Source organism: Oceanimonas sp. CAM02 (assembly GCF_032842915.1).
Classification (GTDB): Bacteria; Pseudomonadota; Gammaproteobacteria; order Enterobacterales; family Aeromonadaceae; genus Oceanimonas; species Oceanimonas smirnovii.
Window position 1 is genome coordinate 45,326 of record NZ_JAWJBK010000006.1, and the last position, 16,280, is coordinate 61,605.

Sequence of the window (16,280 nt, forward strand, 5' to 3'; positions counted from 1 at the left end):
GCCCTCAGGCCGCCCAGTGTATTGCGTTATTGCTGCTCAGGCCAGAGGCCTTATGAGGCAGCCTTGCCGTGCAGGCCTTTCTTCTCCAGCTGGCGGAAAATGTACCACTGCTGGGAGATGGTGACCACGTTGCTCACCAGCCAGTACAGGGTCAGACCGGCAGGGAACCACAGGAAGAAGAAGGTAAAAATGATGGGCATAAACTGCATTACCTTCTGCTGCATCGGATCGGTGACCGTGGTCGGACTCATTTTCTGAATCACATACATGCTGGCACCCATCAGAATGGGCAGCACAAAGTAAGGATCCCGCACCGACAGATCGTCAATCCACAGCATAAAGGGCGCATGACGCAGCTCTACCGACTCCATCAGTACCCAATACAGGGAGATAAAAATAGGCATCTGGATCAGGATGGGCAGGCAGCCGCCGAGCGGGTTGACCTTCTCTTTCTTGTACAGCTCCATCATGCCCTGAGACATCTTCTGGCGATCGTCGCCATAGCGCTCACGCAGTGCCATCAGCTTGGGCTGCAGCATGCGCATCTTGGCCATGGAGGTGTATTGAGCCTTGGTCAGCGGATACATGATGCCGCGTACCACAAAGGTGGTCAGAATAATGGCCAGACCCCAGTTAACCGCAAAGCTTTGCAGGAATTGCAGCAGCTTGAACAGCGGCTGGGCAATAAACCACAGCCAGCCGTAATCCACAGTCAGATCCAGGTTAGGAGCCACTTCGGCCATTTCATCCTGCAGCTTGGGACCCAGCCACAGCTTGGCGGAGATGCTTTGCTCTGAGCCTGCAGGCACTGTGGTAACCGGCGCTTTAAAACCAATAATGCCCTGACCCTGATTGTTCAGGAAGCGGGTATAAAGCTGATTCTCACCATTTTCCGGTGCGACCCAGGCAGACACAAAGTAGTGCTGCAGCATACCAACCCAGCCGCCTTCGGTAGTACGGTTAAGGTTGGCTTCACGCACATCCTTGAAATCGTACTTGCTGTAGCGGGTTTCGCTGGTGGAATAGGCCGGACCGCGATAGGCAGAAGCCATCAGCATGCTGCCGCCGTCGTCACCGGGCTTGCTTTCGCTTTGCTTGAGCTGGGCGTAGAGCTGGGCCTGTACCGGCTGGCTGCTTGGGTTGTTGATGTCGTAGTTAACACCCACTACGTAGCGGCCACGCTCCAGGGTAAAGGTTTTGGTAAAGGTGACACCGGCTTCGTTGGTAAACGTCAGCGGCACGCTCAGGCTGCTTTCGCCTTCGGCCAGCTGATAGCGCTTTTGTTCAGCCTGATACAGAGGCCGGCCATTGGCGCTGGCGTCCGGACCGTCACGGCCAATCAGACCGCTCTGAGCCACGTTGACGAAGTTGGCACCCTGGCTCAGCAGTACGAACTTGTCGTCGGAATTGAGCTCGTCGTTGTGCTCCAGCAGCTCGGCGCGCACTATGTCGCCACCCTGGGTGTCGATAGTCAGCTCAAGGGTGTCGGAAGTAATGGTGACCAGCTGACGGCTGGCGGTAGTGGGAGCATCGGCAGGCACTTCGCCACCGGCCTGGTCCGACTCGGGAACAAAACTGTCGTCGCCTGTGCTGGTTTGAGTGCTCTGTTGCGCCGTTTCTGGCTGTGGCGCTTTATCCGTTTGCCACTGTTGCCAGATGAGAAAACTCACCAGCAGCAGCGCAATAACAAGTATGTTGCGTTGGGATTCCATAGTGTCAGTTTCTTCGCTTTGTCGGGACCGGATCGTGGCCGCTTGGACCTAAAGGATGGCATTTTAATAGACGTTTGATAGTTAACCAACCGCCTTTTACAAAACCGTGGAGTCGAATGGCTTCAATCGCGTATTGGGAGCAGGTGGGAGTGAAGCGGCACCTGGGGCCGAGCAGAGGGCTGATAACCAGCTGATAAAGCCGGATCAGGCCTATGCCGAGCTTTTGCAGCGGCGAGAGAGAGTGCGCCATAGCTTTTCCATCAGCTCGAACAGTTCGTCGTTGGGCACGTCTCCGATGCCTTTTTTGGCGATGACCACAATATCGACCGCAGGCAGTTTGTGCTGTTTAAGCCGGAATGACTCCCGCGCTACTCGCTTGACTCTGTTACGCCACACAGCGCGCTTGAGTGCTTTTTTGGGCACGGCAAGGCCAAGTCTCGGGTGTTCCAGACCATTGTGTTTGGCAAGCAAAGTGATATGAGGGGAGGCGGCTCTGACGGGGTTGTCGAAGACGTTTTTGAATTGAGCGGGAGTTAACAGACGTAACTCCCGTGAAAAGGCATGCCTGGCCATTAGGCGCTCAGACGGGCACGACCTTTGGCGCGACGAGCACGCAGTACCTTGCGACCACCAACAGTGGCCTTGCGAGCACGGAAACCGTGGCTGCGCTTGCGCTTCAGATTTGAAGGTTGAAAAGTGCGTTTCATTGTTATTACCGCTTCAGTTAACTGTACAGTTTGACCGCCATGGCATAAATGCCGTGCATCTGCCGAGACGACCCATAAAAGAGGGCGAATTCTAAACAGTTACGCGCACGGCGTCAATCACATGGCATTGAATACCGACCCGGTGCCGTTGCATGCATGGCAGACCGGATCGATTCCGGATCCTAAAGGATCGCGGGGCTGGCATTATACGCATACCAGTGTACTTGGCAACTATATCGAGAGCTGTAAATTAGCCGGCAGGCAACACCTTGCGCAAAAAGGTGCGGGTGCGCGGATCCTGTGGTCTGGTGAGCAGCTCGCCGGGCGGCCCCTGTTCCACAATGCGGCCGCCATCCATAAAGATAACGCGGTCGGCCACGTCCCGGGCAAAGCCGATTTCGTGGGTCACCACCACCATGGTCTGGTGCGCCAGCGCCAGTTTTTTCATCAGCCCCAGCACTTCGTCTACCCATTCCGGATCCAGTGCCGAGGTGGGCTCGTCAAACAGCATGACGTTGGCGTGGCTGGCCATGGCCCGGCCAATGCCCACCCGCTGCTGCTGACCGCCGGACAGCGACGAGGGATAGGCGTTGGCTTTATCTTCCAGACCAATGTCGCCAAGAATACGCAGAGCTTCGGCCTGAGCCTCGGCCTTCGGCTTTTTCCAGACGGTGATCAGGCCTTCGGCGATGTTGTCCCGGGCGGTCTTGTTGGCGAACAGGGCATAGTTCTGAAACACAAAGGAGGTGCGCTTGCGCAGCGCTATGGCCTGTTTGCCACTGTGTTTAGCCAGATCAATGGTAAAGCCGTCAATCTCCAGACTGCCCGCTTCCGGCGTTTCCAGCAGGTTTAGGCAGCGCAGCAGGGTGGATTTTCCGGTGCCCGACGGCCCCAGAATCACCACAATTTCACCTTTGCCAATATCCAGGCTGATGTCGTTCAGTACTGTCTGGCCGTCATAGACCTTGGTCAGATTGCGTAACTTGATCATGCTGCCTCTGGTTAATAAGCCGCGTTCAGGCGGCGTTCCAGCCGGCCCTGCAGATAAGTAAAGAACACCACCACTGCCCAGTAGATCAGCGCCACGGCAATAAAGGACTCAAAAAACTTGAAGCTGCTTGAGGCTTCTTTCTGGGCCGTGGCCATGATCTCCGCCACCCCCAGGGTAAAGGCCAGTGAGGTGCTTTTGATCATGTCGATAAAGTAGTTCATCAGCGAGGGCGTAGCGATACGCGCCGCCTGAGGCAGAATAATGCGCTTCATCGCCTGACCCCGGGTCATGCCGATGCTCATGGCCGCTTCCATCTGGCTTTTGTGAATACCCAGAATGGCGGCGCGAATCGACTCGGCCATATAGGCAGAAAAGTGCAGGGTCAGGCCAATGACCGCAGCGGTAAAGGCATTCATGCCAATAAAAACAGGAAAAATCTGGGGCAGGCCGTAATACAGCAAAAACAGCTGCACCAGCAGCGGCGTGCCGCGGAAAAACGAAATAAACAGCCGGGCCAGGGCGTTCAGCCCCGGCAGCGCAAAGGTTCTGATCACCGCCAGGGTGCCGGCGATGATCAGCGCGAGAACAAAGCCCAGCAGCGCCATTTCCATGGTGGTTCCCAGATATTTAAACAGGATAGGAAACAGCGCCAGGGTGTAGTCGAGATCGAACTGCATGCTTAATTACTGGTAATGTCGGCGTTCAGCCATTTCTCGGAAATCGCTTTCAGGGTACCGTCGGCACGCATGTCGGCCAGCGCCTGGTTCACCTCGGCCAGCAGCGCCTGCTGCTCGGGGCTTTTCACAAAGGGAAAGGCGTTTTCCATGGTTTCAAAGGGCTTGCCCGCCAGCTGCAGTGGCAGGCCGGCTTCGTTGATCAGCTGCACCGAACCCACTCTGTCCATTACAAAGGCGTCAATCCGGCCCAGGGCCACGTCCTGCTCCAGATTGGTCTCGTAGGTGATGATATTGATCTCGTTGTTGGTGTCGTGCTTGCGCATCAGCTGCTCAAAGTTGGAGCCCAGGTTGACCGCCACCTTCTTGCCCTTGAGATCGTCCAGGCCCTGAATGCTGTCATTACCTTTACGCACCACTATCTGCACGCCGTCATAGACATAGGGATCGGCAAAATCGTATTTTTCCAGTCGTTCGGGGGTTACCGTGATCTGGTTGGAAATGGTGTCGATGCGGCCGGTATCGAGCATGCCGAACAGACCGGAGAAGTTGGTGGTGACAAACTCCACATCCCGGCCGATGCGCTTGCCAATTTCATTCCATACGTCTACTTCAAAACCCTGCAGCTCATCCTGTTTGACGAAGGTAAAGGGGAAGTAGCGGCCGGACATACCCACCTTGACCGGATCGGCCGCCATGGCCGGGGTAATGAGGGCTGCTGACAGGGCCAGAGCAGCACCTGCACGGCGAAGGGATGCAAACATATAACTCTCCTTATTATGAACCTGGGCGGAAATCATTGTACCCGGCATCATTACAGCATAAATGACGGAGACCTTTTTATACCAGCCGGGCCATGAAGCCAAACAGATCCGCCAGCCAGACGGCAATAAAAATGCCGGCAACAGCCGGCATGGGTAACACTGTGTTGTAGCGCTGAGCTTACTCGGTAATAACGAACTTGCCTTTCATCATGCCGATGTGGCCGGGGAAGGAGCAGAAGTAGCTGTAGTCACCACCGGCAGTCATGCCTTCGGTGCTGAAGGTCACGGAGCTGCTTTCGCCACCGCCGATCAGATCAGTGTGAGCAATAATACGTTCGTCGCTGGTATCGAGATAGTCGTTATCGGCGCCGGCACTGATAGCGCCGTTGGCGATTTCCTGCATATCGGCGGTTTCACTCAGTACCCAGTTATGGCCCATGACGTTTTTAGCCAGGCTACCGGTGTGATTCAGTGTCAGCGTTACTTCCTTGCAGCTGGCAGGTACGCTCAGCTCCTGCTGATTAAATTGCATGGCATCGTTGCCTTCAATGGTCAGGGAGCAATCGTCTGCCATGGCGGGCAGGGCCGCAGACAGCAATACCAGGCCGGCCAGAGACTTTACTACTTTCATATCAAGAACTCCTCGGTTTGGGGAAGTACCAATAGTGCCCACATAAGGGTGCACAAGATATAACCATGACACAAGACAGTCATTATCATCAATACATTACATCAAGGATCCAGACACAAATCCGGATCATTGGTATCGGTGAGTGAACACAATATGTGTGTAGCTTGTTTATAACGTTGAGGATCCTGTGATTAAGGTGTGGTTTATTCACAGATGTCAAGGATCATATTTTTCAGGATCGGCCTGATCCGGCTAGAGATCCTGAAGGCGCACAAGTAGAATGACTGCCCCCTTGATTGATCCCTTACTTCAGGAGTTCCAATGAGCGCTATGCTTTGGCAGCAGTGTCTTGCCCGGCTACAGGACGAATTGCCTTCCGCGGAATTCAGCATGTGGATCCGGCCGCTGCAGGCAGAGCAGGGCGATGAGACCCTGACCCTGTTTGCGCCCAACCGCTTTGTGCTGGACTGGGTGCGTGACAAATATCTGATCCGTATTAATGGTTTGCTGAGTGAGTTCTGCGGCAACCAGTGCCCGCAGCTCAAGTTTGAGGTGGGTAACAAGCGCGCTCAGGTGAATCTGATGGCCGGCAGCAGCAGCCAAGCGCAACGCAACAGCAAGCCTCAGCCCCAGCCTCAGGTATTACCCTCCTGGAGCGAGCAGGAAGCACAGCAGCCGCGGATCAATCACAAGAGCAACATGAATACCAACTATACCTTTGACAACTTTGTTGAAGGTAAGTCGAACCAGCTGGCCCGGGCTGCCGCCCGCCAGGTGGCCGACAATCCGGGCGGTGCCTATAATCCGTTGTTTCTCTATGGCGGCACCGGTCTCGGCAAAACCCACCTGCTGCATGCGGTGGGCAACGGCATTCGTGAGCGCAAGGCCGACGCCCGGGTCATTTACATGCACTCCGAACGCTTTGTGCAGGACATGGTAAAGGCGCTGCAGAACAATGCCATTGAAGAGTTCAAGCGCTACTACCGCAGTGTGGACGCTTTGCTGATCGACGATATTCAGTTCTTCGCCAACAAAGAGCGTTCTCAGGAAGAGTTTTTCCATACCTTTAATGCGCTGCTGGAAGGCAACCAGCAGATCATTCTGACCTCGGATCGTTATCCGAAAGAAATAGACGGCGTGGAAGACAGGCTCAAATCCCGATTTGGCTGGGGTCTGACGGTGGCGATCGAACCACCCGAGCTGGAAACCCGGGTGGCCATTCTGATGCGCAAAGCGGCTGAAAACAAAATTCATCTGCCTGATGAAGTCGCTTTCTTTATTGCCAAGCGGCTGCGCTCGAATGTGCGTGAACTGGAAGGTGCGCTGAACCGGGTGATTGCCAACGCCAACTTTACCGGCCGCTCCATCAATATCGACTTTGTGCGCGAAGCGTTGCGGGATTTGCTGGCACTGCAGGAAAAGCTGGTGACCATCGACAACATTCAGAAGACGGTGGCCGAGTACTACAAGATCAAGGTGGCAGATCTCTTGTCCAAGCGGCGCTCCCGCTCCGTAGCCCGGCCCCGCCAGCTGGCCATGGCGCTGGCTAAGGAGCTGACCAACCATTCGCTGCCGGAAATCGGAGACGCCTTTGGTGGCCGGGATCACACTACCGTGCTGCATGCCTGCCGTAAAATTGGCCAGCTGCGGGAAGAGAGTCATGATATAAAGGAAGATTATTCCAACCTGATTCGAACCCTGTCTTCCTGATCGGAGAGTCCCATGCAGTTTACCATCAGCCGCGAAGCCCTGTTGCGCCCCCTGCAACTGGTATCCAGTGCCCTGGGAGGCCGGCCCAACCTGCCCATTCTCAACAATATTCTGCTGAGTGTGGATAACGATGCCCTGTCGATGACCGGCACCGATACCGAAGTGGAAATGGTAGCCCGGGTGCCCCTGGAAGGCAGCGTCACCGCTGGTCGCACGACTGTTCCGGCACGCAAAATGCTCGATATTTGCCGGGGCCTGCCTGACGGTGCCGAGCTGAGCTTCAGTCAGCAGGACGACCGTCTGCTGCTGCGCTCCGGTCGCAGCCGTTTTAACCTGTCTACCCTGCCGGCGGAAGACTTTCCCAATATTGAGGAATGGTCTTCCGAGCTGGAGTTCGACATCAATCAGCTGGCACTGAAAAAGCTGATAGAAGCCACCCAGTTTTCCATGGCCATTCAGGATGTTCGTTATTACCTGAACGGCATGCTGTTTGAAACCGACGGTAACAGCCTGCGTACCGTGGCCACCGATGGTCACCGTCTGGCCACCTGTCAGCGTGAGCTGGAGCAGGCGCTGCCGGCTCAGCAGGTGATAGTGCCGCGCAAAGGGGTGCTGGAGCTGGCCAAGCTGCTGGAACACGAGGATCAGGATGTGCGGCTGCAGGTGGGCAAAAACAACCTGCGCGCCGTGACACAAGGGTTTACCTTTACTTCCAAGCTGGTAGACGGGCGCTTCCCCGATTACCGCCGGGTACTGCCCCGGGAAAGCGACAAAACCCTGATCTGCGATCGGGAAGGGCTCAAGCAGGCCTTTACCCGGGCGGCCATTCTGTCTAACGAAAAATTCCGCGGTGTGCGTCTGAATGTGCAGGGGCAGACGCTGAAGATCACTGCCAATAATCCGGAGCAGGAAGAGGCCGAGGAAGTGCTGGATGTGCATTTTGAAGGCAGTGATCTGGAAATTGGCTTTAATGTTTCCTATGTCCTGGATGTGCTGGGTACTCTTAAGTCGGAACAGGTGAAAATCAGCCTGAAAGACGCCAGCAGCAGCGGCCTGATTGAAGCCGAAGATAATAGCGACGCCCTCTACGTGGTGATGCCCATGCGGCTGTAATATGGCCCTGCTTAACCTTCAGTTAAAAGACTTTCGCAATATTCCTCATGCCCGGCTGGTGCCGGCATCGGGTATCAATGTGCTGGTTGGGCCCAATGGCAGTGGCAAAACCAGCATTCTGGAAGCCATTCATTATCTTGGCGTGGGCCGCTCCTTTCGTACTCACCTTACCGGCAGAGTAATACAGCAGGGGGAGCAGGCTTTTACTTTGTTTGCCCGGGTGCAGCAAAGCGAAGGCGAAGGACTGCCGGTAGGTCTGTCCAAAACCCGTAGTGGTGACACCCGGCTCAAGGTAGCAGGTCGGGCTGCAGAGCGGCTGGCTGATCTCGCTCACATTCTGCCCATTCAGTTGATCCACCCGGAAGGGTATAATCTGCTGACTGGCGGCCCTAAGTTGCGGCGGGCTTATCTGGACTGGGGGTTGTTTTATTCCCGGCCTGAGTTTTTTTCCGCCTGGGGTCGCTACCGGCGTTTGCTCAAACAGCGTAATGCGTTGCTTCGGCAACAGCGGCCCTGGCGTGAGCTGAGCTATTGGGATCCGCAACTGGTGGCGGCAGGTGAGGCGTTAAGTGCCTACCGGCAGGATTATGCCGATGCCATCGCCCCGGTTATTGCCGCCATTGCCGCCGATTTTCTGCCGGAATTTGAATTCAGCCTTGATTTTTTTCGTGGCTGGGACCGGCAGACCGAGCTGGCACAAGTACTGCAGCAGGGCATTGAGCGGGATGCCAGCCTGGGCTACACCCAGTCGGGCCCGCACAAGGCCGAGATAAGAATAAAAGCTCAGGGCATGCCGGTGCAGGACTTGTTGTCCCGTGGCCAGCTCAAGCTGCTGGTGTGTGCCATGCGGCTGGCCCAGGGGCTGTATTTAAAGCAGCAGTCCGGACAGGACTGTATATTTTTGATCGACGACTTTGCGTCCGAGCTGGACCAACACAAGCGGGAGTTACTGGCTGCGCGGCTGAACGAGCTGCAGGCTCAGGTATTTATTTCTGCTATCGACACAAACCAGCTCGGTAACATGATCACACGGGATAACAGTAAGCTGTTCCACGTGAAACAGGGTGAAATCACCGAAACCCAGGAGTGCAAGCAAGCCAATGAGTGAACACACTTACGACTCTTCGAGTATCAAGGTATTGAAAGGTCTGGATGCGGTCCGCAAGCGTCCGGGCATGTATATCGGCGACACGGACGACGGCACTGGCCTGCACCATATGGTGTTTGAGGTGGTGGACAACTCAATCGATGAAGCCCTGGCCGGTCACTGTAAAGACATTATTGTCACCATTCATGCCGATGGCTCTGTATCTGTGTCTGATGACGGCCGTGGTATTCCCACCGATATTCACGAAGAAGAAGGCCGTTCAGCGGCGGAAGTGATTCTGACCGTGCTGCACGCCGGCGGTAAATTTGATGATAACTCCTACAAGGTCTCCGGCGGTCTGCACGGCGTAGGGGTGTCGGTGGTGAACGCCCTGTCGGAAAAGCTGCAGCTGACCATCTGGCGCAAGAACAAGGTGCATGAGCAAACCTATCATCATGGTGAGCCTCAGGCACCGCTGACTGCCGTGGGCGATACCACCCGCACTGGCACCCAAATTCGGTTCTGGCCCAGCCATGAAACCTTTACTGATACCAACTTCCATTACGACATTCTGGCCAAGCGCCTGCGTGAGCTGTCGTTTCTGAACTCTGGCGTGTCCATCAAGCTGCTGGACGAGCGCGACGGCAAGGAAGTGCACTTTGAGTATGAGGGCGGTATTCAGGCCTTTGTGGAATACCTGAACCGCAACAAAACGCCCATTCATCCCAAGGCGTTTCATTTCACCACTGAGCGGGAAGACGGCATTTCGGTGGAAGTCTCCATGCAGTGGAACGACTCCTATCAGGAAAACATCTTCTGTTTTACCAACAATATTCCTCAGCGTGATGGTGGTACTCACCTGGCCGGCTTCCGTGCCGCCCTGACCCGTACCCTGAACGGCTATATGGACAAGGAAGGTTTCAGCAAAAAGGCCAAGACCTCCGCCTCCGGTGATGATGCCCGGGAAGGTCTGACGGCGGTGATTTCAGTCAAGGTGCCAGACCCCAAGTTCTCCTCCCAGACCAAAGACAAGCTGGTATCCTCCGAGGTGAAAACCGCAGTGGAGCAGGCCATGGCCGAGCGTCTGCAGGAGTTTCTGCTGGAAAACCCCAACGACGCCAAGATAGTGGTGAACAAGATTATCGACGCCGCCCGGGCCCGGGAAGCAGCGCGCAAGGCGCGGGAAATGACCAGGCGCAAGGGGGCGCTGGATCTGGCCGGACTGCCCGGCAAGCTGGCCGACTGTCAGGAAAAAGATCCCGCCATGTCCGAACTCTACATAGTGGAGGGTGACTCGGCGGGGGGCTCTGCCAAGCAGGGGCGCAACCGTAAATATCAGGCCATACTGCCGCTCAAGGGTAAAATCCTGAACGTGGAAAAAGCCCGTTTCGACAAGATGCTGTCGTCTCAGGAAGTGGCCACCCTGATCACGGCGCTGGGTTGCGGCATTGGCCGGGACGAATATAACCCTGACAAGATGCGCTACCACTACATCATCATCATGACCGATGCGGACGTGGACGGTGCTCACATTCGTACTTTGCTGCTGACCTTCTTCTACCGGCAGATGCCGGAGATTATCGAGCGCGGCTATGTCTATATTGCTCAGCCGCCCCTGTATAAAGTGAAAAAGGGCAAGCAGGAGCAATACCTGAAAGACGAGCCCGCCATGCTGCAGTATCAGACCAGCCTGGCGCTGGATAACGCCACCCTGCATGTCAACGAGTCGGCACCCGCCATTGGCGGTGAGCAGCTGGAAAAACTGGTGAATGATTACCGCAAGGTACAGGAGCTGATTGAGCGGCTGTCACGCCGGGCACCGGAAATTGTACTGAACGAGCTGATCTATCAGCCCGAGCTGAGCCTGGACGATCTGACCGATGAAGCCAAAGTGAATGCCTGGCTGGCGGCCATTAACGAATCCCTGCAGGACAATAACACCAACGGCACCGAATACGTGCTGGATGCGGTTTACTCGGAAGAGCGCAACTGCCATCTGCCCCGGGTCAAGGTACGTCAGCACGGCATTGAGCGTGAATTTCCGATCAGCTACGACTTTTTTGCCTCCGGTGAATATCGCAGCATAGTGGCCCTGGGCAAGGGTATAGCCAACCTGATTGAAGAGGGTGGTTATGTGAAGCGCGGCGAGAAGACCAAGGCGGTTTCCAGTTTTTCTGAGGCCCTGGACTGGCTGATGAATGAAAGCAAGCGTGGCCTGTCGGTGCAGCGTTATAAAGGGCTGGGCGAGATGAACCCGGAACAGTTGTGGGAAACCACCATGGATCCGGAAACCCGCCGCATGCTGCAGGTGACCATTGAAGACGCCGTGGCCGCCGATCAGCTGTTCTCCACCCTGATGGGCGACCATGTAGAGCCGCGCCGCGACTTTATCGAGACCAACGCTCTGCGGGTAGCCAACCTGGATATCTGATCTTCGGTTTATCCGGTGAACTCAAAGGCAGCCTGCAGGCTGCCTTTTTTATGGCTGCTCGCTGGTTTCATTGCTTCCATCGGTACACTGATAAGCAGACTAGACTGGAAGAGACGTTGGTCATTCATCAAGGGGAGCATAATGAGTAACAACAGTCGCAAATATTCCAGCCAAATAGTAGATGGTATATCCAGAGCACCGGCCCGGGCCATGCTGCGAGGTACTGGCTTTAACGACGATGATTTTTATAAGCCTCAGGTCGGTATTGTATCTACCTGGAGCAACCTTACCCCCTGCAACATGCATATTAATGCGTTAGCACAGGAAGCTGCCTGGGGTACGGATGGTGCCGGTGGCAAAAGCATTATCTTTAATACCATCACCATTTCCGACGGCATTGCCAATGGCACCGAGGGCATGAAATATTCGCTGGTATCACGGGAGATTATTGCTGACTCCATTGAGGCTGTTGCTGGCTGCGAAGGCTTTGATGGTCTGGTGGCTATTGGCGGCTGTGACAAAAATATGCCCGGTTGTCTGATTGGTCTGGCCCGGCTGAACCGGCCCGCCATATTTGTCTATGGCGGCACCATACTACCCGGTGAAAATCATACCGATATTATCTCGGTGTTTGAGGCGGTGGGGGCCCATGCTAAGGGCGATATAAATGCCATTGAGGTAAAGCAGATAGAGGACACTGCGATTCCCGGCCCGGGATCCTGCGGCGGCATGTATACCGCCAATACCATGGCCTCAGCGATAGAGGTAATGGGCATGAGTCTGCCCGGCAGCTCGGCGCAGATTGCCATCTCAGACAGCAAGGTGCAGGATTGCCAGCGGGCAGGTGAGGCGGTGCTGGAGTTGCTGAAACAGGATATTTGCCCATCAGACATTATGACCCGGGAAGCCTTTGAAAACGCCATTACGCTGGTGATTGCGCTGGGTGGGTCTACCAATGCGGTACTGCATCTGCTGGCCATGGCCCATGCCATTGATGTGGAACTGACCCTGACCCTGGACGATTTTACCCGCATTGGTAAACGAGTGCCGGTGCTGGCCGACTTGCGTCCCAGCGGGCATTACATGATGTCTGAGCTGGTGGAGATTGGTGGCATACAACCACTGATGAAGATGCTGCTCGATGCAGGCCTGCTGCACGGTGATTGCCTGACCGTGACCGGTAAAACACTGGCAGAAAATCTGGCGGAAGTGGCACCTTATCCGAAAGAGCAAAAAATCATTCGCCTGCTCGATAATCCCATCAAGCCCGACAGTCACCTGCGTATTCTTTACGGCAATCTCGCACCGGGCGGTGCCGTGGCCAAAATCACCGGCAAGGAAGGCTTGAGTTTTACCGGCCCGGCCCGGGTGTTTGACTCTGAAGAAGAAACGCTGGAGCGTATTCTTGATGGCACAGTACAAAAAGGTGATGTCATCGTGATCCGTTATGAAGGCCCCAGAGGAGGGCCCGGCATGCGGGAGATGCTGAGCCCTACCTCAGCCATTATGGGCAGAGGTCTGGGTAAGAGCGTAGCCCTGATTACTGACGGCCGTTTTTCTGGTGGGAGTCATGGTTTTGTGGTGGGACACATTACGCCGGAAGCGCGTCAGGGCGGTCCGCTGGCTATAGTGCAAGATGGTGACATCATTACCATTGATGCTGAGCATAACCGGCTGGAAATGGAGCTGACCGACAGTGTCATTGCCGAACGGCTGGCCCGCTGGCAACCGCCTGAGCCGCGTTATCACCGGGGTGTGCTGGCCAAATATGCCAGCACAGTGGGCTCGGCCTCTTACGGTGCCGTGACCGATGGCCATGAAAACGGAAAGAAATAGCTTAAAAAATTATCAACAGCACTTGAAAGCGAAAATACACACCCCTATATCTGATAGTGAACAAGGCGGGTCGCTCGGTTGAGGGCCCGCAATGCCCGTCCGGTTGGAGGGCAAATCAATATCGCTCACTGGAGGATAGATGTATGTCACGCTTTGATTTTTCACCCCTGTACCGCTCCGCCATCGGTTTTGATCGTCTGGCATCCCTGATGGAAAATGCCGCCAACAATGGCAGCAACGGCAACAGCGGTTATCCCCCTTACAATATCGAGTTGCTCAGCGAGAACCAGTACCGTATTTCCATGGCGGTGGCCGGCTTTGCCCGGGAGGAGCTGGAGATCACCAGCCATGAAAACACCCTGATGGTAAAAGGCCATAAAACCCCGGAACAACAGGGCGGCCGTAACTACCTGTATCAGGGTATTGCCGAGCGTGGTTTTGAGCGCCGTTTTCAGCTGGCCGATCATATAAAAGTGACCGGCGCCGATCTGGAAAACGGCTTGCTGCACATTGATCTGGTACGGGAAGTGCCGGAAGCGGCCAAGCCCAGAACCATCAGCATCGGCTGAGCGTCTGACCTATTGCTTACGATTGGAGGATAGGATGATGAGTCGTTTTGATATGAGCCCGTTGTACCGTTCTGCCATTGGATTTGATCGTCTGGTAGGGGATCTTGAGCACCTGCTGCATGGCAAAAGTGGTGATCAGCCGCCTTACAATATCGAAAAACAGGACGAAGACAGTTATCTGATCACGGTGGCGGTGGCCGGCTTTGCCGAGAGCGAGCTTGAGCTGTCAGTGGAGCAGAACACCTTGCTGGTAAAAGGTAAGCATGAGCAGTCCAATAGTGAAAGCCGTTACCTGTATCAGGGCATCAGTAATCGTGACTTTGAACTGAAATTCCGGCTGGCAGACCATGTGCAGGTGAAGGGTGCCAAACTGGAGCACGGTCTGCTGCAAATCAGCCTGCTGCGGGAAGTGCCGGAGGCACTCAAGCCCCGCCGTATTGAAATTGGCGAGGGCCGCACTCTGGAGCATAAAAGCGAATAATCAGTAGCTCGATAAACACAACGCCGGCTTTAGCCGGCGTTGTTGTTTTCAGTGCTTACTCCCACTGCTGCTTCGGCTGCCACCGGCGTTGTCTGTTTACTACCGGACAGTACAAGGTTGGGATGAGTCCCAACATAACGATAAGCGCTGTCATGCCGGGCAACGACCCGGTATCTTGCTGCGAACTACAGTGTTACTGTCCTGGACTCCGGGTCCGTCATGCTGAACTTGATTTAGTACCGGAGTGACAAGTGGTTTGGGCCATCAGTTTTGGCTCTCACCGTAAATCGCCAGCACTTCCTTCGCCAGGATCTCGATACCGGCTTTGACGTCCGCTTCCGGCTGGGCGTAGTTCAGGCGAATGCATTGCTTGCTGTGAGCCCAGTCGTCGTCTTCAATGCCCGGGAAAAAGTAATGGCCCGGCACCACCAGCAAGCCCTTTTGTTTCAGGCGCTGATACAGCTCCTGGCAGTGTATGGGCAGATCCTCAAACCACAGCCACAGAAACAGGGCACCTTCCGGTTTATGAATATGAAACTGGGGCAGGGGAATGGCCTGCTGCAGCCACTCCACCGCCTGCTCGGCTTTATTCTGGTAGAAGGGTTTAATGACATTGTTGCTCAGATTAATGATGTCACCATTTTTAATCATGGGCAGAGTCAGTGCCGGCCCCATGCTGCCTGGTGCCAGATTGACGATACCGCTGATATTGGTAATGGCTTTTACAATAGTGGGGTTGGCGATCACTATGCCGCAACGTACACCGGGCAGGCCCAGCTTCGACAGGCTCATGCACAGTATGGTGTTGTCGTTCCAGAAGGGCGTGGCTTCACTGAAAATAATATTGGGAAAGGGCGTTCCGTAGGCATTGTCGATCAGCAGCGGAATGCCTTTGTCTCTGGCTATTTGATCCAGATGGCGAATTTCTTCATCGGTCAGCACGTTGCCGGTGGGATTGGTAGGGCGTGAAACACAAATCAGGCCAATATCGTCACCCACTTCAAGGTTGTCAAAGTCCACATAGTATTTGAACATGCCGTTATCAAACTGGCGGATCTCCGGCTTGCAGGCCACAAAGTGGTCTTCATCCAGAGCACTGTCGCCATAGCCGATGTATTCCGGTGCCAGCGGAAACAGCACCTTCTTTCTGCGACCGCCCTTAAAGTCACCAGCCATCAGGTTAAACAGATAGAAGAAGGCAGTCTGGCTGCCATTGGTCAGGGCAATGTTTTCCGGCGCTACCTGCCAGCCCAGCTCTTTGGACAACAGCTCTGCCAGCGCGTTAATAAAACTGTCTTTGCCCTGAGGGCCATCGTAATTGGCAACCGCTTTCAGCAGGTCTCCGGTTTTCAGCAGCTCCAGTGCCTGCTGATCCAAGTAGGCCATCACCTCAGGAATGGCTGCCGGATTACCACCACCCAGCATAATGGTGTTGGCGGCGGTCAGACCCTGGTTGAGATCATCCATCAGCTGAGTGATGCCGGAATGGCGGGTAAACTTCTGTCCGAATGCTGAAAATTCCATGTTCGAGCTACCAATTACAGTGAGTTGCAAAAGATTGACGTTATCTGATA

General features: G+C 55.0%; 16 protein-coding genes. 7 read left to right on the forward strand and 9 right to left on the reverse strand.

The window, feature by feature from the left end:
• Nucleotides 1–50: 50 nt before the first annotated feature.
• From yidC to azu, 8 genes are all read right to left on the reverse strand, one after another.
• On the reverse strand, nt 51–1,712 hold the full coding sequence (gene yidC, locus R0I78_RS02050; protein ID WP_317074123.1) for a membrane protein insertase YidC: 1,662 nt from the start codon (nt 1,710–1,712) through the stop codon (nt 51–53).
• 4 nt (nt 1,713–1,716) lie between these two features.
• Nucleotides 1,717–1,962 (reverse strand): membrane protein insertion efficiency factor YidD, encoded by a 246-nt coding sequence (gene yidD, locus R0I78_RS02055; RefSeq protein ID WP_083928722.1) that lies wholly within the window; start codon nt 1,960–1,962, stop codon nt 1,717–1,719.
• Nucleotides 1,923–2,285: a ribonuclease P protein component gene (rnpA, locus tag R0I78_RS02060; RefSeq protein WP_317074124.1), complete on the reverse strand. Its 363-nt coding sequence runs from the start codon at nt 2,283–2,285 to the stop codon at nt 1,923–1,925. The genes yidD and rnpA overlap by 40 nt, the downstream gene beginning before the upstream one ends.
• Nucleotides 2,285–2,419, reverse strand: a complete 135-nt coding sequence (gene rpmH, locus R0I78_RS02065; protein WP_019935639.1) for a 50S ribosomal protein L34 — start codon at nt 2,417–2,419, stop codon at nt 2,285–2,287. Before rpmH ends, rnpA begins: the two co-directional genes overlap by 1 nt.
• Nucleotides 2,420–2,669: 250 nt before the next feature.
• Nucleotides 2,670–3,410, reverse strand: a complete 741-nt coding sequence (locus tag R0I78_RS02070) for an amino acid ABC transporter ATP-binding protein (protein WP_317074125.1) — start codon at nt 3,408–3,410, stop codon at nt 2,670–2,672.
• Between the two features lie 11 nt (nt 3,411–3,421).
• Nucleotides 3,422–4,087, reverse strand: a complete 666-nt coding sequence (locus tag R0I78_RS02075) for an amino acid ABC transporter permease (RefSeq protein ID WP_019935637.1) — start codon at nt 4,085–4,087, stop codon at nt 3,422–3,424.
• Between the two features lie 2 nt (nt 4,088–4,089).
• Entirely contained in the window at nt 4,090–4,848 is a 759-nt protein-coding gene (locus tag R0I78_RS02080; protein ID WP_019935636.1) for an amino acid ABC transporter substrate-binding protein, read from the reverse strand.
• Nucleotides 4,849–5,026: 178 nt separating this feature from the next.
• Entirely contained in the window at nt 5,027–5,479 is a 453-nt protein-coding gene (azu, locus tag R0I78_RS02085; protein WP_019935634.1) for an azurin, read from the reverse strand.
• Between the two features lie 321 nt (nt 5,480–5,800).
• Between azu and dnaA the strand changes: the two genes are divergently transcribed.
• The 7 genes from dnaA to R0I78_RS02120 all read left to right on the forward strand — a co-directional run bounded on the left by dnaA (nt 5,801) and on the right by R0I78_RS02120 (nt 14,706).
• Nucleotides 5,801–7,189, forward strand: a complete 1,389-nt coding sequence (gene dnaA / locus R0I78_RS02090; RefSeq protein WP_317074126.1) for a chromosomal replication initiator protein DnaA — start codon at nt 5,801–5,803, stop codon at nt 7,187–7,189.
• Nucleotides 7,190–7,201: 12 nt separating this feature from the next.
• Entirely contained in the window at nt 7,202–8,302 is a 1,101-nt protein-coding gene (gene dnaN, locus R0I78_RS02095; RefSeq protein WP_317074127.1) for a DNA polymerase III subunit beta, read from the forward strand.
• A gap of 1 nt (nt 8,303) precedes the next feature.
• Nucleotides 8,304–9,410 (forward strand): DNA replication/repair protein RecF, encoded by a 1,107-nt coding sequence (recF, locus tag R0I78_RS02100; protein WP_317074128.1) that lies wholly within the window; start codon nt 8,304–8,306, stop codon nt 9,408–9,410.
• Nucleotides 9,403–11,820 (forward strand): DNA topoisomerase (ATP-hydrolyzing) subunit B, encoded by a 2,418-nt coding sequence (gene gyrB, locus R0I78_RS02105; protein ID WP_317074129.1) that lies wholly within the window; start codon nt 9,403–9,405, stop codon nt 11,818–11,820. The genes recF and gyrB overlap by 8 nt, the downstream gene beginning before the upstream one ends.
• Before the next feature lie 141 nt (nt 11,821–11,961).
• Nucleotides 11,962–13,656, forward strand: coding sequence for a dihydroxy-acid dehydratase (gene ilvD, locus R0I78_RS02110; RefSeq protein ID WP_317074130.1), 1,695 nt, complete (start codon nt 11,962–11,964; stop codon nt 13,654–13,656).
• A gap of 143 nt (nt 13,657–13,799) precedes the next feature.
• Complete coding sequence (locus R0I78_RS02115; RefSeq protein WP_317074131.1) at nt 13,800–14,225, forward strand: Hsp20 family protein; 426 nt, start codon at nt 13,800–13,802, stop codon at nt 14,223–14,225.
• Between the two features lie 37 nt (nt 14,226–14,262).
• Nucleotides 14,263–14,706 (forward strand): Hsp20 family protein, encoded by a 444-nt coding sequence (locus R0I78_RS02120; RefSeq protein ID WP_019935626.1) that lies wholly within the window; start codon nt 14,263–14,265, stop codon nt 14,704–14,706.
• Nucleotides 14,707–14,970: 264 nt separating this feature from the next.
• Here R0I78_RS02120 and R0I78_RS02125 read toward each other — a convergent pair whose 3' ends face one another.
• Entirely contained in the window at nt 14,971–16,230 is a 1,260-nt protein-coding gene (locus tag R0I78_RS02125; protein WP_317074132.1) for a valine--pyruvate transaminase, read from the reverse strand.
• Nucleotides 16,231–16,280 lie beyond the last annotated feature (50 nt).